The organism is Marinifaba aquimaris, from assembly GCF_013328345.1.
Lineage (GTDB): Bacteria > Pseudomonadota > Gammaproteobacteria > Enterobacterales > Alteromonadaceae > Marinifaba > Marinifaba aquimaris.
This window is the reverse complement of the sequence record NZ_JABULX010000017.1, coordinates 65,783-92,079: the sequence shown is the minus strand read 5'-3', so window position 1 is coordinate 92,079 and position 26,297 is coordinate 65,783. Positions and strand designations below refer to the sequence as shown.

The following is a 26,297-nucleotide window of genomic DNA, read 5'->3' as shown; positions in this document are numbered from 1 at the left end:
GAGATAACGACAAGCTCTACTGACAGATAGCTTGGTTATGTTTTTTTCTTCAATAACGCGTTGCGTTGCTTTTTTGTGATACGTACTCCGAAATCTTTATCAAGTACATCGACTATCGTTTCAAAGAATTGTGCTTTTATCTTGGTATCTTCTAGCTCTTTTTCGAGGGCTTTGATTTTTTGCTCAGGTGTTAAGTCATTGGGTTTAGACATAAGGGGAAGCTCATTCATATGATTGGGTGTACCTTTACTCCTATCTAGTTGACCATACCGGCGAAGCCAAGTTAAAACGGTTGAAGACCCTTGTATTCCATAGTGGTTTTGCGCTTGTTTGTAAGTACATTCGCCTTTTTCTACTTTATCAACGACGGATAATTTAAAGGCAAGTGAATAATCTTTTTGTGTACGCTTAGTTATTGGTTTCATTATCTTCTCCAAATTGAAGTTGGAAAAGTGTCAACCTTATTCAGGACGGGTCAATATAATCCAAAAAAGCGACTTTTAGGTCGCTTTTTTTTGTCAATGAGCTTTATTTGATTAACCTGCCAGAAGCTCTTTAGCATTGGCAATAGCGATGTCTGTTACCTGATCGCCACCGAGCAAGCGCGCTAACTCTATCACTCGGTTATCGCTGTTAAGTGGGATCATTTCAGTTTGTGTTTGCTTACCGTCTGTTTGTTTGGCCACTTGCATTTGTTGATGACCACAAGCGGCAACTTGGGGTAGGTGAGTAACACAAATTATTTGAGTTTGCTCACCAATTCTTCTTAGCATTTGACCTACAACTGAAGCGGTTTGACCACTGATACCAACATCCACTTCATCAAAGATAAGGCTTGGCATGGCAATTTTTTCAGCGGTGATCACCTGTATTGCTAAACTAATTCGCGATAACTCACCGCCTGAAGCCACTTTGTGAATGGCTTGTAGAGGTTGCCCAGGGTTTGCACTCACTAAAAACTCAACCATATCGGCACCTAGCTTGGTTGGGGTTGACAGAGAACGTAATTCAATTGCAAATTGCCCCTGTGCCATGTTCAGTTGCTGCATACTTGCTGTGATCATATCGGCTAAATTTGCTGCATGGCGTTGTCTACTTTGCGTCAGTTTTTCAGCTAATTGATAATAGTGTTTTTCTGCTTGTTGTAACTCTTTTTCAAGTTCTTCGCTTTTAGCATCTAAAGACTTTATTTCAGCAAGCTCTGCGGCTAATTGTTGATGCTCATCAGGTAACGATTCTGGTTTTACCTTGTGTTTTCTGGCTAATTCTAGTGCCGTTGATAAACGTTGCTCTGCTTGATTGAGGCGCTCTGGGTCGGGCTCGAGTTTGTCTAGGTAGCCACGTAAATCATGACTTGCTTCTTCTAGGGTAATTTGTGCCTCATTTAACATATCAATGACGGGTGCGAGCTTTTCATCAACCTCGGCCAATTTAGCAAGTTTGTTACTGATACCTTGAACTAAGCCAAACGCGCTGTGCTCATCACCATCATAAAGCATAGTTAAACTGGTTTGGCTTTCAGTCATTAATTGACTGGTGTTCGCAAGGATTTTTTGTTCTTCTTCAATTTGTTCAAATTCACCTTGCTGCAAGTTAAACTCATCTAGCTCAGCCACTTGGTATTCAATTAATTGCAAGCGATCGGCTTGCTGGCTTTCTTGCTGCTTTAATTTTTTGTATTCACTGCGTCGCATATCCCAGTACTGATAGGCATTGTGGACACTTTCCAGTAAATCATCATGTCCGGCAAAACTATCGACTAAAGTCAGTTGGTAATCCGATTTAGTTAACGCTTGATGGGCATGCTGTCCATGTATATTAATTAAAAAGACACCGAGTGCTTTTAGTTGTTGCAAAGCGACAGGGCTACCATTGATAAAGGCCCTTGAACGTCCTTCGCAAGAGATGACTCGACGGATGATACACTCGTTGCTGTTACTGTCAGCTAGATCGTGCTGGATTAACCAGTTTTGTGCGTTGACTATGTCACTAATATTAAAAGTGGCTGAGATCTCTGCCTTACTTGCGCCAGCACGCACCATGCCTGCATCGGCTCTATCTCCAAGACATAACCCTAATGCATCAATAGATATGGATTTACCTGCACCAGTTTCTCCAGTGATTGTGGTCATTCCCGCTTGAAACTCTAAATCGAGCGATTCAACAATGGCAAAGTCTTTTACAAATAAATGTGAAAGCATTGGGCTACCCTAAAAATGATTAAACAGCAGTATAGTGAGTGTTTTATTACTGTTATTAAATACAGTGTTTTATTTATACTGTATAAGTACTGTATGGTCAAGGTTGTTTTTTAGACTTTGCAAAAGCAACCTAACTGCTCAAAAGGGAAATATTCGGGGTTAATTTGATGTTTGAGACTAAAGTTCACCACACTTAAATTAGATTCACCCTTACCACATACTAAGCCTGCTGTATGTGGGCCAATAAATGCAACGGATTGGTGATACGCTGACCAAACAAGCGCAGCGGGTGTTGCAGGAACAATGTTTTTTAATTGGTGCACCAGTAGAGCGGGCAGGGAATTTGATGATAAATCTATGATCAATTTTTGGTAGGTTGAAAACTCAGCTTGCTGATTGACAGACTGGATATAACCTTGGCTAAAACGCTCACATTGACATGACGAGTTAGTGATATGAATGAGGATATTGGTGTTGGTTGTGAGCTGATAATGGCTAAATATTTGTTCGACAATATCATTTTTTGCTGACCACGTTGCTTTACTTAGCCAGCGTTCATCTTGATTAAAAGCCTGAATAGCTTGACCAAAAAATAGATAAAATACTGAAATGATAAGTATGAGCCACAAAGGGATAAACAGTTTGGTTATCCTACTCATACTTATCTGGGGTATGGTTGAAAAGTTTAAACAACAAAGTGCTTGAGTTGCTGACTCAAACTGTCAGAGTCATTCTCTATGGCTAAAATTGATTGGCCTATTTGCTCAATATCGACACTTGAATCTTCAACTACTTGGCGAATCGAGTCCGTATTTGTTGCTATATCTTTAGCGACATGGCTTTGCTCGGTAATGGCTGAAACAATAGCCTGATTGATTTTCTCAAGCTGGTTTATGAGCTCTGTTGCTTCTAATAACTGCGAGTTGGCATTGACTGTTTGTTTGATACTGTCTTCGATAAAGGTATTACATCTTTGCATTTCATTGACAGCTTGGTCACCACTTGATTGCACACTACTAATAATCGCTTGAATTTCATCAGTCGATTCACGTGTTTTCATGGCTAACGTGCGGACTTCATCAGCAACAACTGCAAAACCACGTCCAGCTTCTCCTGCTCGAGCTGCTTCAATGGCTGCATTTAACGCAAGTAAGTTAGTCTGATCTGAAATAGATTGAATGACATCAAGGACATGGCCTATTTGTTGACTGTGTTCTGATAAAGTCGTGATCGTGTTATTAGCACTGTCGATTGTGTTTTTCAGCTCTGATATAGACTGCTTAGAAGACTCCATCGCAGAACTGGCGGATGTTTGTTTTGATGCAGAAGTCGATACTTTGTCATACGCTGATGTTGCATGTTCAACCATTTCTTCAAAGGTTTGAGACATCTGATTGGTTGCCGTGGCGATATTAATTGTTTGGTTGACTTGTTGTTCAGATTTTACTCGATAACTGATCATTGCATCTGATACCTCAGAGACGGTCAACATCATATGCTCACTGGCTACTTTTACATTACTTAAGGCACCGCTTGTTTTGTTTACCAAGGTATTAAGTTGGTTTAATAGGGCATTATCGGTTTGTGTATTGTTAAGGCGAAAATCTAAACCATCTTGGTGATCCGTTATTCTATTTAATGAGCGAACAAGCTCTGCTTCAGCTTGTGAATCCATGGCAAATTTAGCCAGAACCGCGCACTCTAACGCTAAGTAACTGGCATGTTGTAAAACAATTAAAAAGCTGGCGTTTTCAGGCGAGAAAGCAACGATACCAGTGTTAAGTACCTGTAAGAAGTAAAAACCGAGGTGATGGATGGCGCCAACTGTGATCACTGTGATAAAAAGCTTGTAATCTTTGTAAATAAATAGAAATGCAGTAACAACAAAAAAACCAAAGTGCGCTTCCACAGCACCGTTAAGTTGTTGAACATGCAAAGCAACTAAACCGAGTAGGGCGATGGTCAGTATGTGGCGAGTATGCGCTTGTCCTGGTTGGCTAGACGCAATTAAAAAAGCAGGAATGGCGAGTACACCACCAATCACAAGCGCTTCTATCCAGGTACTATAGACAGAGGCATATAAAAAACTGACAAACCAGGCTCCAATCACCATCCAGCGCATTAAATGATCCGTTTTGATATGAATTGATTGATTTGCTGACATCTGAACTCCTTGTCTGCTTGATGTGATAATAGCGAAATATTCTGTTTTGCGATTTTTTAAAGGTCGTATTTTTAAAGGAGTTGATTGTCGTGTGCAAGTATTTTTTGAATAAAAAACTAATAAAAACAGATTGTTATAGACTTTAGTCTAAAGTTTTAAGATTTTGTGGAATAAAAAGGTAGAAGCTGGTTTGAACTGTTTTTAAGCAAAGCCGATTAACTTTAATCATTAAAATAACCGGCCATTTGCTGGAAAGTTGGTTTAGTAAAGTTTACTGCCCCAGTGTAATTTACTGCGGATCACATTGTAGTAACTGTAATCTTTCGGGTGGAGCAGCTTTAATTTATTGGTTTTTTTGTGGATGGTAATTTCATCGGCCAATGCTAAGTTAAGGGAGTTATGACCATCACAAGTAATACTTGTGGTATTTGACTGCTCTGCAATAATCAGTTTTATGGTTGAGTTGGCATCGACCACAATAGGGCGATTGGATAAAGAGTGAGGATACATAGGTTGTAGACAAACAACTTCTAAATCAGGTGTTAAAATTGGGCCACCACCGGATAACGAATAAGCTGTCGAACCTGTTGGTGTACAGATTATTAAGCCATCCGCTCTTTGACTGAACATGAAGTTGTTATCGATATAAACCTCAAACTCCATCATGTGCGCGACTTTACCTGAGTGTAAAACGGCTTCATTAACGGCTGTTAAGCTGTCGTATTGGCCTTGTGTATCTTTGACGGTGACTTCCAATAAAAAGCGTTCTTCAGCAACATATTCTCCAGCTAAAACTTGGGTTAAATCTTGTTCGAACTGCTCGGGGTTTAAATCAGTTAAAAAGCCCAAGTTGCCTCGATTGACGCCAATAACCGGTGTACTGTATTGAGATAACACTCTGGCTGCACCTAACATATTGCCGTCACCACCTACAACAATAACTAAATCACAGGTTTTACCCATTTCATCAAGGGAAATAAAGCTAACATCATCGAAGTTTAGTGAAGCCGATAACCTTTGATCAAGAAAAACAGCACACCCCGCGTTATTTAAAAAGCTATGCAGACGCTTAAAGCTTGATAATGTTGCCTTATGGTGCGGTTTACCGACTAAACCTATTTTGTTGAAAACTGGTTGCATGTAGTGACTGTTATTGCTTTTAAATCTTTTGTTTAATCTTACATTAATATTTGAATCAAACTAATTGAAATTTAAGAAAGTGTTCATATAACAAGTAATAACAAGCACTAAAGGTATGTATTTATGAACGACAGAGCCATGCAGATCATGAAACTGCTGGTTGAAGAGTATCTAAAGCAAGGTCAGCCTATTTCATCAAAGGCGCTCGCTAATACATTAGCTGATCATCGTCAGTTGACGGCGAGCCCTGCCACTATTAGAAATGTGATGATGAACCTAGAAAAGTCTGGTTTGTTAGCCTCTCCTCATACTTCAGCTGGTCGTGTCCCTACACCGACAGGGTTGCGCTTTTTTGTTGATGAGCTACTGACCGTCAAACCCTTTATGCATAACATTACGGGCTATATCAAACATCAATTGAGCGCCGATTTGACTCCTAGCCAATTATGTCAGCACGCTTCAAAGCTATTAGCTGATATGACATCGATGGCGGGCATTGTAACTGTACCCAAACTCAACCAAACCAAAATTGAGAAGATAGAGTTTATCCGCTTAACTGAAACGCGCCTTATCTGTGTACTAGTCATGCATGATGGTGATATTCAAAATCGAATTATTGAGTCTCACGAGCCGATTAGTAATTTAGCACTATCGCAAACAACGCAGCTGATGAACTTAGCGATAATAGGAAAAACGCTAGAGCAGGGCATTGCCAGTATCAAAGAACTAGCGATGCAAACATCACCAGAAGTGGCCAATTTATCAAAGGCAGCTTTGAACTTAGCCATTACCGGTGAGCAAGAAGACTTAGTTTTAGCAGGTCAAAATCACCTACTCGATAGCAGTATTAGTGAAGAGCTTGATCGTTTAAAGCAATTAATCGATGCTGTGACTGAGAAACAAAGCGTGATGAATTTAATGCAGCGTTGCTCTGATGCTGATGGCGTGAAAATTTTTATTGGTAATGAATCAGGCTTAAGTGATTTTGCCGATTGTTCTGTGGTCAGTGCACCTTATCAGGCTGACGGACAAACAGTTGGTCGACTTGCTGTGATTGGCTCAACGCGAATGGATTACACAAAAGTCATTCCAATTGTTGATATAACAGCAAGATTATTAACTTCAGCCTTGAATCAAAAAGATTAATCCCTATATTGTCCTCATTAAAGAGAGATTTTCAGTTTTGGAGTTAGAGAAACATGAGCAATGAACAAAACGATGTTCAAGTTGAAGAGCAATCAGTAGAGCAAGCAGAACAAGTAGAAGCAGCAGAGGGTGAGGTTTTATCACCAGAACAAGCACAAATTGAAGAATTGACCGCAAAATTAGCCGCTGCTGAAAAAACAGTAGCCGATCAACAAGACTCGGTTGTGCGTGCTAAAGCTGAAATTGACAATGTGCGTCGCCGTACAGCTCGTGAAGCTGAGAGCACAATTTCTCGTGCCATTGAAAAGTTCAGTGCAGATATCTTACCAGTAGTTGATAACTTAGAGCGTGCGATTGAATCTGCCAATAAAGAAGAAGAAGCGATTAAGCCAGTTGTTGAAGGTGTAGAGCTTACATTGAAGAGCTTTGTTGATGCACTTGAAAAGCAAGGTATCAAACAATTAAACCCTGAAGGTGAAGCATTCAATCCAGAATTCCACCAAGCGATGTCTATGGTTCCAAACCCAGATGTAGCGCCAAATACTGTTATCGCAGTTATGCAAAAAGGCTATGAGCTTAACGGCCGTTTATTACGCCCAGCTATGGTTATGGTTTCTCAAGCTGCAAAAGTTGATACTCAAGCTTAAGTAATCGATTTATCCGATATAAAAAAACCGCTTTAAAAGCGGTTTTTTTGTATCTGAGCGAATACCTTAACGTAATGCGGGTTACGTTCGATACTCGGCGTTGATTTTGACGTAGTCATAACTGAAATCACAACTCCAGATTTTGGCGTCAAACTGACCTCTGTTGAGTTTAATTGTGATCGTGATCTCGCTTTGATCCATCACTGCCTGACCTTTTTCTTCAGTATAGCCTTTAGCAAAACCGCCATTTTGCGCAACCATGACATCTCCGAGCGCTAACTCTAGTTTTTCCGTATCTAAATCATTTAAGCTTTCACACTCTCTGTGTGCATAGCCTATAGCTGCGAGTAATCGACCTAAGTTTGGATCCGATGCAAAAAAAGCCGTTTTAACTAAAGGGCTCTTGGCAATTGCATAGCCCACTGCTTTTGCCTCTGCAACTGATTTAGCCCCTTGCACATCAACGGTGATAAATTTAGTTGCACCTTCTCCATCTCTAACAATTGCTTTGGCCAAATATTGAGACAGACTCAGTAGCTCTTGATAAAGTGCATCGAATCTTGAATCTTGTCTTGATGTGATTGGTTCAGCTGCACTTTGGCCAGTCGCGATGATAATGAAAGAGTCGTTGGTTGATGTATCACCGTCTACTGAAATGCAGTTAAAAGATAAATCAGCAATTTCTTGTGTGATCTCATCTAACAAACTTTGGCTGACATTAGCATCTGTTGCTAAGTAACCCAGCATAGTCGCCATATTAGGGTGGATCATCCCAGCGCCCTTGCTCATGCCTGTGATGGCTATCTTGTCGCTACCTAGTATCAACTGTTTAGAAATGGCTTTTGGTGCAATATCTGTTGTCATGATTGCTTCGGCAGCATCAGCCCAACAGTCATCTGTCAGATTATTTTTTGCTTCTGGTAAACCAGCTAGTAGCTTATCCATAGGAAGTTTTTCTAAGATAACACCCGTGGAAAAAGGTAAAACTTGTTCTGTGTTCAATTGCATTATTTCAGCTACAGTATCGCAAGTTAATAGTGCATCTTTCATTCCCTGTTCACCTGTGCCTGCATTAGCGTTACCGGTATTGATAACTAAGGCGCGGATACCTTGTTTGGCCTGTAAATGAGATCTGCATAAAGTCACAGGTGCTGCACAGTAGCGATTTAAGGTAAATACTCCAGAAACAGCACTGCCTTGTGCTACTTCAATAATCAGTAGATCTTTGCGGTTAGGGTATTTTATGCCTGCTTCAGCCCAGCCGAGACGAATCCCAGGAACAGGAAATAATGATGAAGGATCGAGAGGTGGTAAATTAACTGGCATATACGTTCACTAATAATTATTAACTTGTTATGAATTTTTATTTTATTGCATCTAGTGAGCCAGTTTCAATCTAAACTGTAGTTTTGGTTATTTATTATACAAACAATACTGATAAGGGTGTTCTTAATGATAATTGTTATTATTATTTAAGTTGTTGAAAATAAAGAAAAAATTTGATTTTTTTGACGGTAGCAACTAAGCTTTAACTACTTTTGAATAATTCGTTATTCCTATAACTACTCAACTTGGACTTAAGGCCATGAAAACAGATAGCCAACTAATTGTTTTACTTAACGAAGTGCTGACTTCTGAACTGACATCTATCAACCAATATTTTTTACATGCACGCATGTACAAAAATTGGGGCTTAGAAGAATTAAATGAAAAGTGCTACAAAAAATCGATTAAAGACATGAAACAAGCTGATGAGTTAATCGAGCGCATTTTATTCTTGGAAGGTTTACCTAACTTACAACGCCTTGGCACTTTAAAAATTGGTGAGCACACAGAAGAGATGCTGCAGTGTGATACCGACTTCCAAATTGAACAACTTCCTTTACTTCGTCGTGCTATTGCCGAGTGTGAAACGGCTCAAGATTATGTTTCTCGTGAGTTACTTGAAGATATCTTAAAGTACGAAGAAGAACACTTAGACTGGCTTGAAACTCAAGCTTACCAAATCGAAAACATGGGTATTGAAAATTACCTTCAAGCTCAAGTTGAAGGAGATTAATTATGAAAGGTAGTCAAAAAGTTATTGATGCGCTAAACAAGCTTTTAGCAAATGAATTATCGGCAATGGACCAATATTTCATCCACTCTCGCATGTACGAAGATTGGGGTTTAAAAAAGTTACACGAGCGTATTTCGCATGAATCAGACGACGAGCGTGAGCACGCTTCGTTATTGATTGAGCGCATCTTGTTCTTAGAGGGCACTCCGGATATGGTCACGCGTGATGGCTTAGTCATAGGTAACGATGTACCTTCAATGTTAGAAAGTGACCTACGTGTTGAATATGCCGTTGATGCATTATTGAAAGAGACAATAGCGCTTTGCGAAACTGAGCAAGACTATGTCAGTCGCGATATGTTAATGACGCTTATTGAAGAAACAGAAAATGACCATGCTTATTGGTTAGAACAGCAGCTGAGACTGATTAAAATGTTGGGCTTACCTAACTACTTACAATCTCAACTTTAAAACGTTTCCATTTTCCAATAAAAAAGCCAACACTTGCAGTTGGCTTTTTTGTTAACTGGTTCACAAATTGTTAACCTTTTTATATGGTTCTGGTGGACAGACCAGTATTTCGGCGTATTATTTAAGGTCTTCTAATTATTAATTTTTGATAATAAACGAGCTCACATAGGATTGAGCAGGAGACATGGATGTACAAAAGCGCACTTATTCTAGGCTTAACACTTCTCTCTACCTCAGCACGTGCTGATTCAGTTGCTGAAATCATTCAAGCTGCACTGTCAGATTATAATGGCAAAAATTACTCGGCTACCGTTGAAAACCTATCGATGGCATTGCAACTGGCTAATCAAGAAAAGTCTCAAAAACTAGCAAAAATTTTACCGAGTAAAATCGCCGGCTGGACAGCGGATGAGGTTGAGTATAACTATGCTCAATCGTTGATGTATGGTGGTAGTGTCAATATTGAGCGCTATTACTACAAAGAAGATGCCAATATTAAATTAACCTTACAATCAGACAGCCCGCAATCACAAAAGATGCTAGCTATGTTAGCCAACCCGCTATTAATCAAAAACCGCAACAGCCAAATGACGGTAGTGAACGGAAATAGAGGTGCCATCGCATTTGATGATTACCACAAAAATGGTCAGCTTGATTTTGTTGTTGCTGACAAATATGTCGTGTCTTTAGAAGGTTACCAAGTTTCTCGTTCAGAATTGAAAAAGTTTGCAGACAAGCTTTCTTTAACTAAGTTAAAACAATTTAAATAAGAACGTTTAAAGCCTGTTTGTTATTTGCTGAATGCACGAGCAACCAGAAAACCAATCAGTCCACTGATCAAAATCATTAATTTGGTCAGTTCACTGTAATCTTCCTGAAAAGATTTCGCTTGTTGCTGCACTTGGTCATAATCAAAAGTGACTCGAATATAGCCTATTGTTTTTCCATCGCTAACTACATCTTCAACAATCGGAAACAAACTGGTCTCTATTTTGGCAGCTGGTTTTATCAAACTAAGTGGTGTTGTCAGAGGTGACGCATTTTGACTTTCTTCAAGCAAAGTTTCTGAGTTAGCAGCACTTGGCGGGTTAGCAGTAACGATAGGTTCAGCTTTTTCTTCTTTTTTAATATGCTTGTTAATCGACAGTTTAGTTTGTTCACTATCGAGGCCAAGTGCTTGAGTCAGAGGAAGCGAGTTTTTGGTTTCGACCAATACTTCGCCTTTTGCTGAGTAGACTGTCGCATCAAGAATAAAATCAGAGTGGCTTAAATGCTCAATAATATGGGTAAGTGATTGGCTTTGCTGTTTTTTTATCGACTCAGCTGTACTTGGTAGGGCTTGTTTGACAATATGCCTCACGAGCAAATAAGCATGCTGTTCAAATTTCTCAGCACCGCTCTGGGTCGAGGTGTGCCACATGGCGATTAACATGACTGATAAGCTGATTGCCAAACCAATTTGGGCAAACTTCCGATAGATCCATCGAGTATCTCGTGTTGATATCTTCTGTTCTAACTCTTCAAGTCTATTTTGCACAGTTATTCAGCTTTGCCTTTGTTACTAACCTAATTATATTAACTTTTTTATCTTTACCAAACCAGCTAGCAAAAGTAAAAAAGACAGGCTAAATCCTTAAATGATTTGTAATTTTCACCATTGGTTATTGCCTCGTATTGGTTATAATAGTGCCAATTAAGTTTTTACGAGAACCCTCCGTGTCTGAATTTTCAATCTTTGATTTATCAGCAGTACAAGATGCTGATCATATTGCTTCTCCTTATGTTGCTGAATTTGAACTAACTCAAGGCCAAGCTATTCACCTTTCTTCAACTAACCCTGTTCATTACCTCCAAGCTGAACAATCAACAAAGCCGAGCTTAACTGTTTATGGCAGCACTTTTAGCCAGGCTGAGTTCAGTGATATTAGTGATATGCTTGCCCATGCCCAAGTACTCAATAGTGCTGTAGAGATTGTACCTGCTCTAGATGAAGGGAAAGACATTGCGCTTAGATGGTTATTGGATTCTGAGATCAGCGATGAGGTGTTAAACCAAGCTAAAACATGGGCACAAGAACACGGCAAAGAAGTTTGGCATTTAGCGGCTCGTCCGACATTAAAGCAACCTGGTTTATTGTTGATGGATATGGACTCCACCACCATTAAAATCGAATGTATCGATGAGATTGCTAAGTTAGCCGGTGTTGGTGAAGAAGTTGCAGAAGTAACAGAACTTGCGATGCAAGGTAAGCTAGATTTTGCCGAGAGCCTTCGTGGCCGTGTTGCAACACTAAAAAATGCTGATGAAAGTATTATTGCTCAAGTCAGAAGTAACCTACCACTTATGCACGGTTTAGAGCGTTTAGTTAAAGTATTAAAGCAGCACGACTGGCGAGTTGCTATCGCCTCGGGTGGTTTTACTTATTTTGCAGACCAGCTTAAGGACGATTTAGGTCTAGATGCTTCGGTAGCCAATACACTTGAAATCAAAGATGGCAAATTAACAGGCCAAGTTTTAGGCGGTATCGTTGATGCACAAGTCAAAGCAGATACATTAGAGAAGCTTGCCAAAGAGTTTGGTATTGAGATGTCGCAAACCGTTGCTATGGGGGATGGTGCAAATGACCTAGTGATGATGAATGCGGCAAATTTAGGTGTGGCTTTTGAAGCTAAGCCGTTAGTTCAAGAAAAAGCCGATGTAGCAATTAACACACATGGCCTCGATGCATTACTGGCTATTTTAGACAGATAAGCAATCAAACAGGGCTGGTTTTAGTCAGCCCTGTTATTTTATCATTTTATGCCTTTTGACCAACTGCTTGTGATAAGCATCATTAGCAAAGCCAAGTCGAGTAAGATATTCCTCGGAAATATCAATTACATCCACGACGCCTGCTACACTCCATAGTTCTTCCTCTAAAACTTTTGCCTTGTGCATTGCGTATTGGCTGACATAAGCCAGCTCTTTAGCGATAAAGTCCGTATCTGGTCGACCTGTCCGAGAGAAATATAAACGCACTGCAAAAAACAGACTTTCTTTCTGGCTGGCCTTTTGTACAAAGATTTTTTGAGCAGCAGGGTTTCTGAATTTGTCGGCTAATTTAACTTCAAATTGCTCGGTGAGTTCAGTTTCATTTGGTCGGTACTTAATAAAAAAATCATGAATGACCGGTTTGTGATGCCTTTGCATTTTGCGCAAGCTCGTTATAAACACATCTTGCAAGTAATTGTTGTGCAAAAGCGGGTATAGATTAAAGTCTTTTTCGCCCTCTGCTTGATGCATAATATCAACAAATTTATTAGGTAGTGGCGAATGCCCAATCGTATTCATTTCGTAGCGAATACCTTCTTTATGCATATAAATACCGACGTTTGGCATCCGTTGCACAAAGATATTTCTCAATGCTTCAGCTAATCCTGGAATGCTATGGCTGTGCTCCATCGCCGCTTTTAATTTAGCTCGGTTGTTTTCTATTAATTCGTTGAAAAAGGCTTTACCAACATGCGTACTGGTATCACCCTCATATATTTTTAAATTAATGATGGTTTTTGCTTTATTAAAACCAACCACTTCGTAAGCTAAGTTTTTTAACTTGTATTTTTTAGTGATTTTTTGCAGATCGGGTAGGGCTACTTGAATGATTTCTTGTTCTTCAACTTCAACGGGCTCGTTGAATTCTATTTGCATGCCCTTAGTTGAAAAGTCCCGAGTCGCACCTGGCTCATCAAATAAATCACCAGATACTTCGACTGCTGAACGGTAAATGAAACGCGTCTCTGAACGCAGATTTACAAACTTAACCGAGACATCTTCAATTTTTAATCGAGTGCGTTTATGGCCAAAAGGTTTGAGTAAATTTGCTTTGGACATATCCAAAGGTAAATCACTGTAAATCGTTTTGTTTTTCTCATCCGATAATTCGGTAACCGTGGCGATATACCGAATTGCTTTTACAGCTCTTTGAACACGAGTCGACGGAGGCTTATTGAGTTTCTCTGCATCTTCACTTGCAGAGTTTGGCAGTGTTAGCGGGATATGAGCCAACTCACCATGACAGTCTGTTAACTGGACTTTATATACAAACCAGTGAGATTTACTGGCGCCAAAACTCAAAAACATCGTCTTAACTTCTTCGTTTTTATTGAGCTCATCTATTGTAGCTGAATAAAAATAGACCTTGCTTTTGGCAATGTGAGTAAAACCATAAACGAGTGTTTCTTTGACTCGCCCCGGTTTTTTTAATAGGTTATTTAATCTTCTAGGGCTCAATAAACTGGCCAGCTGGTTATTATTTTCTTCATCTAACCACTGTCTGGCGATCTCGTTATTATTTTCATTACTGAGCATGTAGGCCGGGTAAAGAATGCCTTTGTCATTTTCTTTAATGAATATGGGCAAACTTGTTGTTCTTGGTAAGTAATATTGCTCGTAGCCTTTAGTGACAACTGCTTCAACTGTGTTATCTAAATTTAATTTATAACGACGCTTATTACCGTTAATAAACCGGTCAAGAAACTTGTCAAAGCTTGCGGTTTTATCTGATTCAATTCGTCTACAGCGGGGATATAGATGGCCAAGCTTTTCATCTATTCCTACTATTTCATAACTCACGGGCTCTTCTAAACCAAGAGAAAACTCCTCTTCGAGTCCTGTGTAATTAACACGGATAGTTTGACCTTTAATCGCTTTATAATTTCTTGGTAGTTTGATTTTGCAGCCGCTGACCGACAAATCTGTTGTCACGGCTCTAACATGTTGGCCGTTTTCAAACTCGACATCTATGGTCATCGAATAAATCATTCGTTCTTCTTGGCGAAAACCGCGATTGCCGAAAATAACCGCATCAGCGGGGTAGTTTGTTTTAACCCCGGCACTTTGCTTACTAATATCTGAAGCATCTTCCTTCTCTTGCATCATTTTTTCAGTTTGCTTTTGATGCATGACTCGGAAGTTGTTTTCTGCGTTTTGAACGTCTTCAAAAATGCCCGTGGTATATTTGCCGCCGAAGCGTTTTAACCCTTTTTCAAAAATACCAATAGCGACGTCATCTAAATAGTGGACGGTACCGTCAAATTCAAATTCTTTGATTTCACCCTCTACATGACCACGTAAATCAATGCGTCGGTTACAAGGGGCAGCAAGTCTGTTGAGTTCCATTTTGATTAAGAAGCGTTTGGGTTTTGGAACATGGTGGGCAACTGAATCAAGCACCTGACCAAAGTCAGGCTGACCAACAACTGGTTTTAGCTGTTCTATGATAGATTTGTATTCAGCTAAAGCTGGATCAGTTTTTACAGACATAGACTAAGTTAATAAAAAAATTATAATTCGTATCAATTGTTTATCGACGTATCATAAAACAAGTTTAGCCATAATTTATTGCAGGTTAAAGCAACAAGTTAGGATTAAGTAGTTGTTTCATCGAATTTAAGGTGTTTTTAAATGGCAAAAGCAAAAACTGCATGGGTTTGTAATGAATGTGGCGCTGAATTTTCAAAGTGGCAAGGCCAGTGCAGCGACTGTCATACTTGGAATAGTGTGGTTGAATTTAAAGTGGCACCTGCAAAAACGACAAATGCCAAGTTTGCCGGCTATGCAGGTGCAACCACATCTAAAATTGAGACATTAGAGACAATTGAGTTAACTGAGTTACCCAGGTTTACATCGGGTTTAAGCGAATTTGATCGAGTTTTAGGCGGCGGTATTGTTCCTGGTTCTGCGGTGCTTATTGGCGGTTCACCGGGTGCGGGTAAAAGTACTCTGTTATTACAAATGATGTGTCAGTTGGCTCAAACTATGCCTGCACTTTATGTTACAGGCGAAGAATCATTACAGCAGGTTGCTATGCGTGCTGAGCGGTTAGGTTTACCAAAGCAACAACTGAAATTATTGTCTGAAACCAATGTTGAAACCATTTGTCATTTAGCCGAGCAAATTAAACCACAACTTATGGTCATCGACTCGATTCAGGTTATGCATATGGCTGACATTCAATCAGCACCGGGTAGTGTGTCACAAGTTAGGGAAAGCGCGGCGTTTTTAACACGATATGCTAAACAGAATAATGTCTCTATTTTCATGGTTGGTCATGTTACAAAAGACGGCTCTATCGCTGGCCCTAAAGTGCTAGAGCACTGTATTGATTGCTCAATTTTATTAGATGGCTCCACTGATAGCCGGTATCGCACGTTAAGAGGGCATAAAAACCGCTTTGGTGCGGTTAATGAGTTAGGTGTTTTTGCCATGACTGAAAAAGGCATGCGTGAAGTCACTAACCCCTCAGCAATCTTCTTAGCGCAAGCTGAATCTGCTTCATCAGGTAGCATTGTGATGGTGGTATGGGAAGGGTCAAGGCCATTACTTGTTGAAATTCAAGCACTTGCTGATAATTCTGCGTTAAGCAACCCGCGACGTGTAGCCGTGGGTTTAGATCAAACTCGATTAGCTATGTTGTTGGCTGTATTACATCGACATTGCGGCATACAAATGGGTGACCAAGACGTATTTGTTAATGTTGTTGGTGGGGTAAAAGTTGTCGAAACTGGTGCGGATTTAGCTTTTCTGATCGCTTTAATATCGAGTTTTAGAAATCAAATTTTACCGCAAGAACTTATTAGCTTTGGTGAAGTGGGTTTATCGGGCGAAATTAGACCAGTAAACAATGGCGTTGAGCGCTTAAAAGAAGCAGCTAAACACGGGTTTAAAAAAGCGATTGTACCTAAAGCCAACGTGCCAAAAGGAGGAATTGAAGGTATGGAGATTATCGCGGTTACCAAATTATCGGAAGCGATAGAGTCAATTTAAATTGAATGTAGTATCAGATACAAAAAAAGGCTCCGAAAGGAGCCTTTTTAGTTAAATAAGATAAGTCTTATTTTTTGATTGGTTGGAATTCACGCTTGTCTTGACCAGTGTATAACTGACGAGGACGACCAATCTTAGCACCTGGTTGAGATAACATTTCGTTCCAGTGAGAGATCCAGCCGATTGTACGAGACAATGCGAAGATCACTGTGAACATGTTAGTTGGGATACCAATTGCTTTTAAGATGATACCTGAGTAGAAATCAACGTTAGGGTATAATTTCTTCTCAACGAAGTATGGGTCTTCTAAAGCGATTTGCTCTAAACGCATAGCCACGTCTAATAATGGATCTTTAATACCTAAAGATTCTAAAACTTCGTGACATGTTTCACGCATTACTGTAGCGCGAGGGTCGAAGTTTTTGTATACACGGTGACCGAAGCCCATTAAACGGAATGGGTCGTTTTTGTCTTTCGCTTTAGCAACGTATTCGTCGATGCGATCAACTGTACCGATTTCTTCTAACATGTTTAAACATGCTTCGTTAGCACCACCGTGCGCAGGGCCCCATAATGAAGCAATACCAGCAGCGATACATGCATAAGGGTTAGCACCTGAAGAACCCGCTAAACGTACTGTTGACGTTGAAGCGTTTTGCTCGTGGTCAGCGTGAAGTGTGAAGATACGGTCCATTGCTTTTGCAACAGCAGGGTTAATTTCATAGTCTTCAGCTGGTACAGAGAACATCATGTTTAAGAAGTTTTCTGAGTAGTTTAAGCTGTTCTTAGGACATACGAAAGGTTGACCGATGCTGTACTTGTAACACATTGCCGCAATCGTTGGTAATTTAGCAACTAAGCGGTTTGCACAACGGTGACGTTGCTCTGGGTCAGTGATGTCTAAATCGTTGTGGTAGAAAGAAGATAATGCGCCAACAACTGAATTTAACATTGCCATTGGGTGAGCATCACGGTCGAAACCGTTGAAGAATTGGTGAATACCTTCGTGAACCATAGTGTGGTTTTTGATGATGGATACGAATTCTTTGTACTCTTCTTCGCTTGGTGCTTCACCGTTGAATAACAAGTAACAAGTTTCTAAGTAGTCAGCTTGAGTTGCTAGCTGATCAATTGGATAACCACGGTGTAATAAAACACCTTTACCGCCATCGATGAATGTGATTTCTGATTCACATGAACCTGTTGCTAAAAAGCCAGGGTCAAATGTGAAATGGCCGTGTTGGCCTAAAGTGCGAATGTCGATAACATCTTGGCCAAGCGTACCAGAATAAATTGGTAGCTCTACTTGATTTCCGTCGATAGTCAAGATGGCTTTCTTGTCAGCCATAAGTGCGCTCCTTTGAAAAGAGTTGTCTAGTTATTATTGAGTGGGCGCTATTAAACTTTAATTTACAGCAAATAGCAATTTCCAAAGCGTTATAGTTTATTAAATAAACGCCTTTTATTTAACGATGATTAAAACTTGTTCGATCATGCACTTTTTTGTTGCAGCAATTGTATTTAGACCCGCACCCTTATATACTCTCGCGAGGTCGAGACTAGCGCTCGGCCTACATAATAAAATAATAAGCACTCAATAAAATCTATAGATTGATTCAAGTACTGGATTCTCCACGTCTAAAACCAATTTATTACCGATTTGTTAGTGCACAATAATAAATCTAAATAAAGTCGCATAGATTTGAGTAATAAGTGGGAATGACTGTGAAAAAGCAAAGACCTGTTAACCTAGAGCTAAATACTATTAGCTTCCCGGCTAGCGCCATTGCCTCTATTCTTCACCGTATTTCAGGCGTTATCATGTTTGTTGCCATGGGCATCTTAATGTGGGCGTTTGCTACTTCTTTATCTTCAGCTGAAGGTTTCGAAGCGGTTAAAGAATGTTTGGACACCTTTATCGCTAAATTTGTTATTTGGGGTACATTAACTGCATTGGCATATCACATGTTAGGTGGCTTCCGTCACTTACTAATGGATTGCGGATTGTTCGAAGAGTTAAAATCGGGCAACACAAGTGCAAAAGTAACCATGGCATTAACGGTAGTATTATCAGTATTAGTGGCGGTGCAATTATGGTAAACAATGCAGCAACATTAGGACGCTCGGGCGTTCACGATTTCTTAATCATCCGTGCATCAGCACTTATCTTAGCTGCTTATGCAATCTTCTTGGTCGCTTACATCTTCTGTACACCAAATATTTCTTTTGCAGATTGGACTGGTCTTTTCTCAAATACAGCAATGAAAGTATTCACTATCTTAGCTTTGTTTGGTTTATTAGCTCACGCTTGGATCGGTTTATGGCAAGTTTTAACAGACTACGTTAAATGCACTAAGTTACGTCTGTTCTTACAATTTTTCCTTAACATTGCCGCGTTTAGCTATTTCATTACCGGCATCGTTGTATTGTGGGGTGTTTAAGTGAGTATTCCAGTCAGAGAATTTGATGCCGTAGTAATCGGCGCTGGTGGTGCGGGTATGCGCGCTGCTTTATCTATTTCAGAATCAGGCCAATCTTGTGCCTTGATAACTAAAGTATTCCCAACGCGTTCACACACAGTATCTGCTCAAGGTGGTATTACTGTTGCACTTGGTAACGCGCACGAAGATAACTGGGAATACCACATGTACGATACGGTTAAAGGTTCTGATTTTATCGGTGACCAAGACGCTATCGAATATATGTGTAAAACCGGTCCTGAAGCGATTATCGAATTAGAGAACATGGGCTTACCTTTCTCTCGTTTCGAAAATGGTAAAGTTTACCAACGTCCTTTCGGTGGTCAGTCTAAAAACTTTGGTGGTGAGCAAGCCGCCCGTACAGCAGCTGCTGCTGACCGTACAGGCCACGCTTTGTTACACTTGCTTTATCAACAAAATGTTAAAAACAAAACTAAAGTATTCACTGAGTGGTATGCATTAGATTTAGTTAAGAACGATGAAGGTTCTGTTGTTGGTTGTACTGCAATCTGTATCGAAACAGGTGAAGTAGTTTACTTTAAAGCTCGTGCTACAGTATTAGCAACCGGTGGTGCAGGTCGTATTTACGCATCAACAACTAACGCGCACATCAATACTGGTGATGGTGTTGGTATGGCAACACGTGCTGGCGTTCCTATGCAAGACATGGAAATGTGGCAGTTCCACCCAACAGGTATTGCCGGTGCTGGTACGCTTGTAACTGAAGGTTGTCGTGGTGAAGGTGGTTACCTATTAAATAAAGACGGCGAGCGCTTCATGGAGCGTTATGCGCCAAATGCCAAAGATTTAGCCGGTCGTGATGTTGTTGCTCGTTCAATGATGACAGAGATTCGTGAAGGTCGTGGTTGTGACGGTCCTTGGGGTCCACACATTAAACTTAAATTAGACCACTTAGGTAAAGAAACACTAGAGTCTCGTTTACCAGGTGTTTGTGATTTATCTCGCACATTTGCTCACGTAGATCCAGTTGAAGAGCCTATTCCAGTTATTCCTACTTGTCACTACATGATGGGTGGTGTTCCAACTAATGTAAACGGTCAAGCTATCACTTTTGATGCTAACGGCAACGATAAGATCGTTGAAGGTCTATTCGCTGTAGGTGAAATTGCATGTGTATCAGTACACGGTGCTAACCGCTTAGGTGGTAACTCGCTATTAGACTTAGTCGTATTCGGTCGTGCTGCAGGTAAATTCTTAGGCGAATACCTTTCTGATACGCAAGAAGGTAAAGCTGCTTCTCCTGATGATCTTGATGCAGCTATGTCTCGTTATAATCGTTGGGAAAGCTCGGAAAAAGGTAAGGGCGAGTGTCCATTCCAAATCCGTAAAGACTTACAACAATGCATGCAGTTAAACTTCTCGGTATTCCGTGAAGGTGATGCAATGGCAACAGGTCTTAAAGAGTTAAAAGAAATTCGTGAGCGTCTTAAATCTGCGCGTCTTGATGATAAATCGAGCGACTTTAACACACAGCGTATCGAGTGTCTCGAATTAGATAACTTAATGGAAACTGCATACGCAACTGCGGTTGCGGCCAACTACCGTACAGAAAGTCGTGGTGCTCATAGCCGTTTCGATTTCCCAGAGCGTGATGACTCAAATTGGTTATGTCACACAGTCTATAACCCTGACTCGGAAGAAATGTCTAAGCGTGATGTCAACATGACACCTGTTCACCGCGAAGCATTCCCACCGAAAGTTCGTACTTACTAGGGGAAAACATTAAGATGAAAAAAATATTCTCTATCTATCGTTATAACCCAGATGTTGATACAAAGCCTCGCATGCAAGAATATACTCTTGAGCTTGAAGAAGGCCAAGATATTATGGTTCTTGACGCGCTTTTATTAATTAAAGAACAAGATCCATCATTATCATTACGTCGTTCATGCCGCGAAGGTGTTTGTGGTTCTGACGGTGTAAACATGAATGGTAAAAACGGCTTAGCGTGTATCACACCATTATCTGACCTTAAAGGTAATAAAATTGTGATCCGTCCATTACCGGGCTTACCTGTGGTACGTGATTTAGTAGTTGATATGACACAGTTCTTCACTCAATTTGAAAAAGTGAAGCCGTTCTTAATCAACGACGATACACAACCACCTGCACGTGAGCACTTACAGTCAATTGAAGAGCGTGACAAATTAGACGGTCTTTACGAATGTATCTTATGTGCGTGTTGTTCAACCTCTTGCCCATCTTTCTGGTGGAACCCTGATAAATTCATCGGCCCAGCAGGTTTACTTGCTGCATACCGTTGGTTAGCAGATAGTCGTGATACTGCGACTCAAGAGCGTTTAGCAAATTTAGATGATGCTTTCAGCGTATTCCGCTGTCACGGCATCATGAACTGCGTTAACGTATGTCCTAAAGGCTTGAACCCGACTAAAGCGATTGGTCACATCAAGTCAATGCTGTTAAAGCAGGCTGTTTAGTTATTTATCAAACGTTAGTTTGAAAAATAGTTAATTACTGAATAGCCATTCTTAACGGTTTAAGAATGGCTATTTTTTTATAAAAACAAAAATTAACCAAGTTTCTATATTCTCAAGTACTAAATGAATATTACTTGGTTCAGCGGTGAAGGAAAAGATAATGCACGACGGCACAATGCAGGCCTGGCTAGAATCATCACAATTAGCCGGTGCCAATGCCACTTATGTTGAAGAGCTTTATGAAGCCTACCTAGATGATCCTCAATCGGTAGGGGAAGATTGGCGTGCTCTGTTCGACCAATTGCCTAAAGTAGAAGGCGTTGACGTTGAAACTAAGCACTCTGACGTTCGTGAAGATTTCCGAATTGCAGCTAAAAACAGCCATCGCCAACAAGTGGTTGTACAAGCTGAAAGCTCTGATGCAAAACAAGTTAAAGTTCTCCAATTAATTAATGCGTTCCGTTTCCGTGGCCACCAACACGCCAATATCGATCCATTAGGATTGTGGAAACAAGAACGAGTCCGCGATTTAGAACTATCACATCACGATTTAACTAACGAAGACTTAGATAAAGTCTATAACGTTGGTTCTTTTGCTGTTGGTCCAGAAAAGTTGCCTCTTCGTGATATCCATAGCGCATTAGTTAAAACTTACTGTGGCTCTATTGGTGCAGAATATATGCACATTACTGCAACAGATGAAAAGCGTTGGTTACAACAACGTCTAGAGTCTGTACAGTCAAGCCCGTCGTTTTCTGCTGAAGCCAAGAAAAAAATATACAAAGAATTAGTTGCTGCTGATGGTTTAGAAAAGTACCTAGGTGCTAAATTCCCTGGTGCGAAACGCTTTTCACTTGAAGGTGGTGATGCGTTAATTCCAATGCTTAAAGAGCTAATCTCTCGTGCAGGTGAACAAGGTGCGAAAGAAGTCGTTATCGGTATGGCTCACCGTGGCCGTTTAAACGTTTTAGTTAACGTATTGGGTAAAAACCCATCGGTATTATTTGACGAATTCTCAGGCAAATTTGACCAAAACTTAGGTTCAGGTGACGTTAAGTACCACGCTGGTTATTCTTCTGACTTTGCTACTCCAGGTGGCGATGTTCACTTAGCGTTAGCGTTCAACCCGTCTCACTTAGAGATCGTTAACCCTGTTGTTATGGGCTCTGTACGTGCACGTATGGACCGACGCGGATGTAGTGACGGTACTCAAGCATTACCAATCACTATTCACGGCGACTCAGCAATTGCAGGTCAAGGTGTTGTTCAAGAAACATTTAACTTATCGCAAACACGTGCTTATCAAGTAGGTGGTACAGTACGTATCGTTGTTAACAACCAAGTTGGTTTCACGACGTCTAATCCACAAGACACGCGTTCTACTCAGTATTGTACTGATATCGCGAAAATGGTTCAGGCTCCAATTCTTCACGTTAATTCTGATGATCCAGAAGCAGTAATCTTAGCAACTCAAATTGCATTAGATTTCCGTAACAAATTCAAGCGTGATGTAGTAATCGATTTAGTTTGTTACCGTCGTCACGGTCACAACGAAGCGGATGAGCCAAATGCGACTCAGCCGTTAATGTATCAAAAAATCAAAAAGCACCCTGTGCCACGTGAGTTATATGCTCAGCAGTTAGCAGCAGAAGGTGTAATTGCAGAAGCGGATGCTAAGAAAGTTATCGACGAATACCGTGCAGCATTAGATCATGGTGCATGTGTGGTTGAAGAATGGCGTCCAATGATGGAGCATTCTGTAGATTGGTCTCCTTACGTTGGTAACGATTGGGATGTTGCATACGATGCATCAATGCCAGTTGAAAGCTTAAAAGTACTTGCTCAAAAAGTATCTTCTTATCCAGAAGGTGTAACACCGCATTCACGTGTTAAGAAAATTTACCAAGACCGTCAAACTATGGCTAAAGGCGAAAAGCTTTTAGACTGGGGTTTTGCTGAAACACTTGCGTATGCAACGTTAACTGAAACGGGTACGAATATTCGTATTACAGGTCAGGATGCGGGTCGTGGTACTTTCTTCCATCGTCACGCGGTTATTCATGACCAAAAAGACGCTTCTGGCTACCAAGCGCTTCAGCACGTTGATGAAAAACAAGGTCGTTTCGAAGTATACGATTCAGTATTATCAGAAGAAGCTGTACTTGCTTTTGAATATGGTTATGCAACAGCTGAACCTACTTCACTTGTTATCTGGGAAGCACAGTTTGGTGACTTTGCCAACGGTGCTCAGGTGGTAATCGATCAGTTCTTATCATCAGGTGAACAAAAGTGGGGCCGTTTATGTGGCTTAACTATGTTGTTACCTCACGGTTATGAAGGTCAAGGTCCAGAACACTCTTCAGCACGATTAGAGCGTTTCTTACAGCTTTGTGCTGACCATAACATGCAAGTGTGTGTACCAACTACACCAGCTCAGGTGTTCAACATGATCCGCCGTCAGCACATTCGTCCTGTTCGTCGTCCTCTTGTCGTAATGTCACCTAAGTCATTATTACGTCACCCAGCTGCAGTATCTTCACTTGAAGAATTATCGTCTGGTGTATTCCATGACATGATTGATGAGATTGATGATTTAGATACGGCTAAAGTAGACCGTGTTGTATTCTGTAGCGGTAAGGTTTACTACGACTTATTAGATGCACGTCGCAAAGCTGAAAAGAACAATGTTGCTATTGTTCGTGTAGAGCAGTTATACCCATTCCCTCATGCAGAAATGGACGAGATTGTTGAAAAATACAAGCACGTTAAAGATTTTGTATGGTGTCAGGAAGAGCCACAAAACCAAGGTGCTTGGTACTGTTCTCAACACCACTTCTGGAATCAAATCCCAGAAGGTGCCAAGTTAACTTATGCTGGCCGTGAAGCATCTGCATCTCCAGCGGTAGGTTACTTATCTGTGCACAATGTCCAACAAAAAGCGCTAGTTAATGATGCGCTTGGTCTAACAGAGGAATAATAATAATGGCTACTGAAATTAAAGTGCCTGTATTGCCGGAATCTGTTGCTGACGCGAGCGTAGCAACTTGGCATGTAAAAGTTGGTGATTCGGTATCTCGTGACCAAAACTTAGTAGATATCGAAACTGACAAAGTTGTTTTAGAGGTTGTTGCACCAGAAGACGGTGTAATCACTTCAATTTCTTCACCTGAAGGTGAAACCGTATTAGCAGAGCAAGTTATCGCATTATTAGGCGAAGCTGGTGAAGCAGCAGCCCCAGCGGCGGCCGCACCTGCTCAAGCACAAGCAGCACAACAAGAACAAACTCAACAAGTAGAAGGTGAGAAAGTGGAAATCAAAGTTCCAGTACTTCCAGAGTCAGTAGCAGATGCAACAGTTGCTACTTGGCACGTACAAGCAGGTGAAGCGGTATCGCGTGACCAAAACTTAGTCGACATCGAAACAGACAAAGTTGTTTTAGAAGTAGTGGCACCAGAAGATGGTGTATTAGAGGAAATTTTACATGACGAAGGCGCAACAGTAACTGCTGAGCAAGTTATTGGTTCGTTAAAAGCCGGTGCTGCACCTTCTGCACCAGCTGCTAAAGCTGAAGAAGCACCAGCAGCAAGCGATGAGTCATCAGATGCGTTAAGCCCATCAGTTCGTCGTGCATTAGCTGAAAACGGCATCTCTGCTGAAGAAGCAAGCAAAATTAAAGGTACGGGCGAAAAAGGCCGTATCACTAAAGAAGATGTAGACGCTTACGTTAAGTCTAAAGCATCTGCTCCAGCTAAAGCACAAAGTGCTTCTGCTCCAGCAGCTGTTCCAGCTGGTGACCGTTCACAAAAACGCGTTCCTATGACGCGTTTACGTAAAACAATTGCTAATCGCTTATTAGATGCGAAAAACTCTACGGCAATGTTAACAACTTTCAACGAAGTGAACATGAAGCCAATCATGGACATTCGTAAAAAGTACAAAGACATCTTCGAAGAGAAGCACGGTGTGCGTTTAGGCTTCATGTCTTTCTTCACTAAAGCGGTAACTGAAGCGCTTAAGCGTTACCCAGCTATCAATGCTTCAATTGATGGTGATGACATCGTTTATCACAACTTCTTCGATGTGAGCATGGCTGTTTCTACGCCTCGTGGTTTAGTTACGCCTGTTCTTCGCGATGCTGACCAATTAGGTTTAGGCGAAATCGAAAAAGGTATCCGTGAGTTAGCATTAAAAGGCCGTGACGGTAAGCTAACAATGGACGACATGACTGGTGGTAACTTCACTATCACAAACGGTGGTGTTTTCGGTTCATTAATTTCTACGCCAATTATCAACTTACCGCAAAGCGCTATCTTAGGTATGCACAAAATCCAAGATCGTCCAATGGCAGTAAATGGTAAAGTAGAAATCTTACCTATGATGTACTTAGCCTTATCTTACGATCACCGTTTAGTTGATGGTAAAGAATCAGTTGGTTTCCTAGTAACGGTTAAAGAGTTATTAGAAGACCCAACACGTTTATTATTAGACCTTTAATCGGTTACTGATAAACAATCAAAAACGGCGCTTTTAAGCGCCGTTTTTTGTTTCTAGAGTGTATATCTAGCCTGCTATATAGCGAGTATTTACGCTCGAAATAGTCACTGCTTTTCATTTCACTATAAGATGTAACCAAACTGCCATATAACAAGGCCAAATTAGCTATAGAATCTCTGCTAATAGCTTGTATAATGCGCTTAATTTTAAGTGTTAGAAGAATAACTTAGGTT

21 protein-coding genes and 1 pseudogene are annotated in these 26,297 nt (G+C 40.6%); 13 read left to right on the top strand and 9 right to left on the bottom strand.

The features are described from left to right. The 5 genes and pseudogenes from HR060_RS11900 to nadK all read right to left on the bottom strand — a co-directional run. Positions 1–425: pseudogene (locus tag HR060_RS11900) on the bottom strand (helix-turn-helix domain-containing protein); the annotation flags it as partial. Between the two features lie 111 nt (positions 426–536). Continuing rightward, positions 537–2,201 carry a DNA repair protein RecN gene (gene recN, locus HR060_RS11895; protein ID WP_174200518.1) on the bottom strand — a complete coding sequence of 555 codons (1,665 nt, stop codon included), beginning with the start codon at positions 2,199–2,201 and terminating at the stop codon, positions 537–539. A 110-nt stretch (positions 2,202–2,311) separates the two neighbouring features. Further along, positions 2,312–2,860 carry a DUF6436 domain-containing protein gene (locus HR060_RS11890; protein ID WP_174200517.1) on the bottom strand — a complete coding sequence of 183 codons (549 nt, stop codon included), beginning with the start codon at positions 2,858–2,860 and terminating at the stop codon, positions 2,312–2,314. A 26-nt stretch (positions 2,861–2,886) separates the two neighbouring features. Next, positions 2,887–4,365: a methyl-accepting chemotaxis protein gene (locus tag HR060_RS11885; protein WP_174200516.1), complete on the bottom strand. Its 1,479-nt coding sequence runs from the start codon at positions 4,363–4,365 to the stop codon at positions 2,887–2,889. A 261-nt stretch (positions 4,366–4,626) separates the two neighbouring features. Next, positions 4,627–5,505: an NAD(+) kinase gene (gene nadK / locus HR060_RS11880; RefSeq protein WP_174200515.1), complete on the bottom strand. Its 879-nt coding sequence runs from the start codon at positions 5,503–5,505 to the stop codon at positions 4,627–4,629. 123 nt (positions 5,506–5,628) lie between these two features. On the opposite strand from nadK, the gene hrcA reads away from it, so the two are divergent. Together hrcA and grpE are read left to right on the top strand one after the other, a co-directional pair. Further along, positions 5,629–6,651: a heat-inducible transcriptional repressor HrcA gene (gene hrcA / locus HR060_RS11875; RefSeq protein WP_174200514.1), complete on the top strand. Its 1,023-nt coding sequence runs from the start codon at positions 5,629–5,631 to the stop codon at positions 6,649–6,651. A gap of 53 nt (positions 6,652–6,704) precedes the next feature. Then, a complete protein-coding gene (gene grpE / locus HR060_RS11870; protein WP_174200513.1) occupies positions 6,705–7,298 on the top strand; it encodes a nucleotide exchange factor GrpE in 594 nt (197 codons plus the stop codon). Between the two features lie 81 nt (positions 7,299–7,379). Here the strand turns inward: grpE and argJ are convergent, their stop codons facing one another. After that, positions 7,380–8,624, bottom strand: coding sequence for a bifunctional glutamate N-acetyltransferase/amino-acid acetyltransferase ArgJ (argJ, locus tag HR060_RS11865; RefSeq protein WP_174200512.1), 1,245 nt, complete (start codon positions 8,622–8,624; stop codon positions 7,380–7,382). A 259-nt stretch (positions 8,625–8,883) separates the two neighbouring features. Here argJ and bfr (HR060_RS11860) point away from each other — a divergent pair, with 259 nt between their 5' ends. From bfr (HR060_RS11860) to HR060_RS11850, 3 genes are all read left to right on the top strand, one after another. Further along, a complete protein-coding gene (gene bfr, locus HR060_RS11860) occupies positions 8,884–9,357 on the top strand; it encodes a bacterioferritin (protein ID WP_174200511.1) in 474 nt (157 codons plus the stop codon). A gap of 2 nt (positions 9,358–9,359) precedes the next feature. Further along, positions 9,360–9,827, top strand: coding sequence for a bacterioferritin (gene bfr, locus HR060_RS11855; protein ID WP_174200510.1), 468 nt, complete (start codon positions 9,360–9,362; stop codon positions 9,825–9,827). Between the two features lie 188 nt (positions 9,828–10,015). Next, complete coding sequence (locus HR060_RS11850) at positions 10,016–10,597, top strand: hypothetical protein (protein ID WP_174200509.1); 582 nt, start codon at positions 10,016–10,018, stop codon at positions 10,595–10,597. A 20-nt stretch (positions 10,598–10,617) separates the two neighbouring features. Here the strand turns inward: HR060_RS11850 and HR060_RS11845 are convergent, their stop codons facing one another. Continuing rightward, positions 10,618–11,364 (bottom strand): AhpA/YtjB family protein, encoded by a 747-nt coding sequence (locus HR060_RS11845; RefSeq protein ID WP_174200508.1) that lies wholly within the window; start codon positions 11,362–11,364, stop codon positions 10,618–10,620. Between the two features lie 179 nt (positions 11,365–11,543). On the opposite strand from HR060_RS11845, the gene serB reads away from it, so the two are divergent. Continuing rightward, the gene (serB, locus tag HR060_RS19765; protein WP_343044225.1) at positions 11,544–12,578 is read left to right on the top strand and encodes a phosphoserine phosphatase SerB; all 1,035 of its coding nucleotides are present in this window, start codon (positions 11,544–11,546) and stop codon (positions 12,576–12,578) included. A gap of 33 nt (positions 12,579–12,611) precedes the next feature. Here serB and HR060_RS11835 read toward each other — a convergent pair whose 3' ends face one another. Beyond that, positions 12,612–15,128: a PilZ domain-containing protein gene (locus HR060_RS11835; RefSeq protein ID WP_174200507.1), complete on the bottom strand. Its 2,517-nt coding sequence runs from the start codon at positions 15,126–15,128 to the stop codon at positions 12,612–12,614. Positions 15,129–15,269: 141 nt separating this feature from the next. On the opposite strand from HR060_RS11835, the gene radA reads away from it, so the two are divergent. Beyond that, positions 15,270–16,631, top strand: a complete 1,362-nt coding sequence (radA, locus tag HR060_RS11830) for a DNA repair protein RadA (RefSeq protein ID WP_174200506.1) — start codon at positions 15,270–15,272, stop codon at positions 16,629–16,631. A 67-nt stretch (positions 16,632–16,698) separates the two neighbouring features. On the opposite strand, the gene gltA is transcribed toward radA, so the two are convergent. Further along, on the bottom strand, positions 16,699–17,979 hold the full coding sequence (gltA, locus tag HR060_RS11825; RefSeq protein ID WP_174200505.1) for a citrate synthase: 1,281 nt from the start codon (positions 17,977–17,979) through the stop codon (positions 16,699–16,701). Positions 17,980–18,350: 371 nt separating this feature from the next. Between gltA and sdhC the strand changes: the two genes are divergently transcribed. From sdhC to odhB, 6 genes are all read left to right on the top strand, one after another. Further along, positions 18,351–18,731, top strand: coding sequence for a succinate dehydrogenase cytochrome b556 subunit (gene sdhC / locus HR060_RS11820; RefSeq protein ID WP_217434918.1), 381 nt, complete (start codon positions 18,351–18,353; stop codon positions 18,729–18,731). Continuing rightward, entirely contained in the window at positions 18,725–19,072 is a 348-nt protein-coding gene (gene sdhD, locus HR060_RS11815) for a succinate dehydrogenase, hydrophobic membrane anchor protein (RefSeq protein ID WP_174200503.1), read from the top strand. The genes sdhC and sdhD overlap by 7 nt, the downstream gene beginning before the upstream one ends. Continuing rightward, positions 19,073–20,845 (top strand): succinate dehydrogenase flavoprotein subunit, encoded by a 1,773-nt coding sequence (gene sdhA, locus HR060_RS11810; protein ID WP_174200502.1) that lies wholly within the window; start codon positions 19,073–19,075, stop codon positions 20,843–20,845. 14 nt (positions 20,846–20,859) lie between these two features. Further along, a complete protein-coding gene (locus HR060_RS11805; protein WP_174200501.1) occupies positions 20,860–21,570 on the top strand; it encodes a succinate dehydrogenase iron-sulfur subunit in 711 nt (236 codons plus the stop codon). 160 nt (positions 21,571–21,730) lie between these two features. Further along, a complete protein-coding gene (sucA, locus tag HR060_RS11800; RefSeq protein ID WP_174200500.1) occupies positions 21,731–24,547 on the top strand; it encodes a 2-oxoglutarate dehydrogenase E1 component in 2,817 nt (938 codons plus the stop codon). Positions 24,548–24,552: 5 nt separating this feature from the next. Next, on the top strand, positions 24,553–26,064 hold the full coding sequence (odhB, locus tag HR060_RS11795) for a 2-oxoglutarate dehydrogenase complex dihydrolipoyllysine-residue succinyltransferase (protein ID WP_174200499.1): 1,512 nt from the start codon (positions 24,553–24,555) through the stop codon (positions 26,062–26,064). Positions 26,065–26,297: the final 233 nt, after the last annotated feature.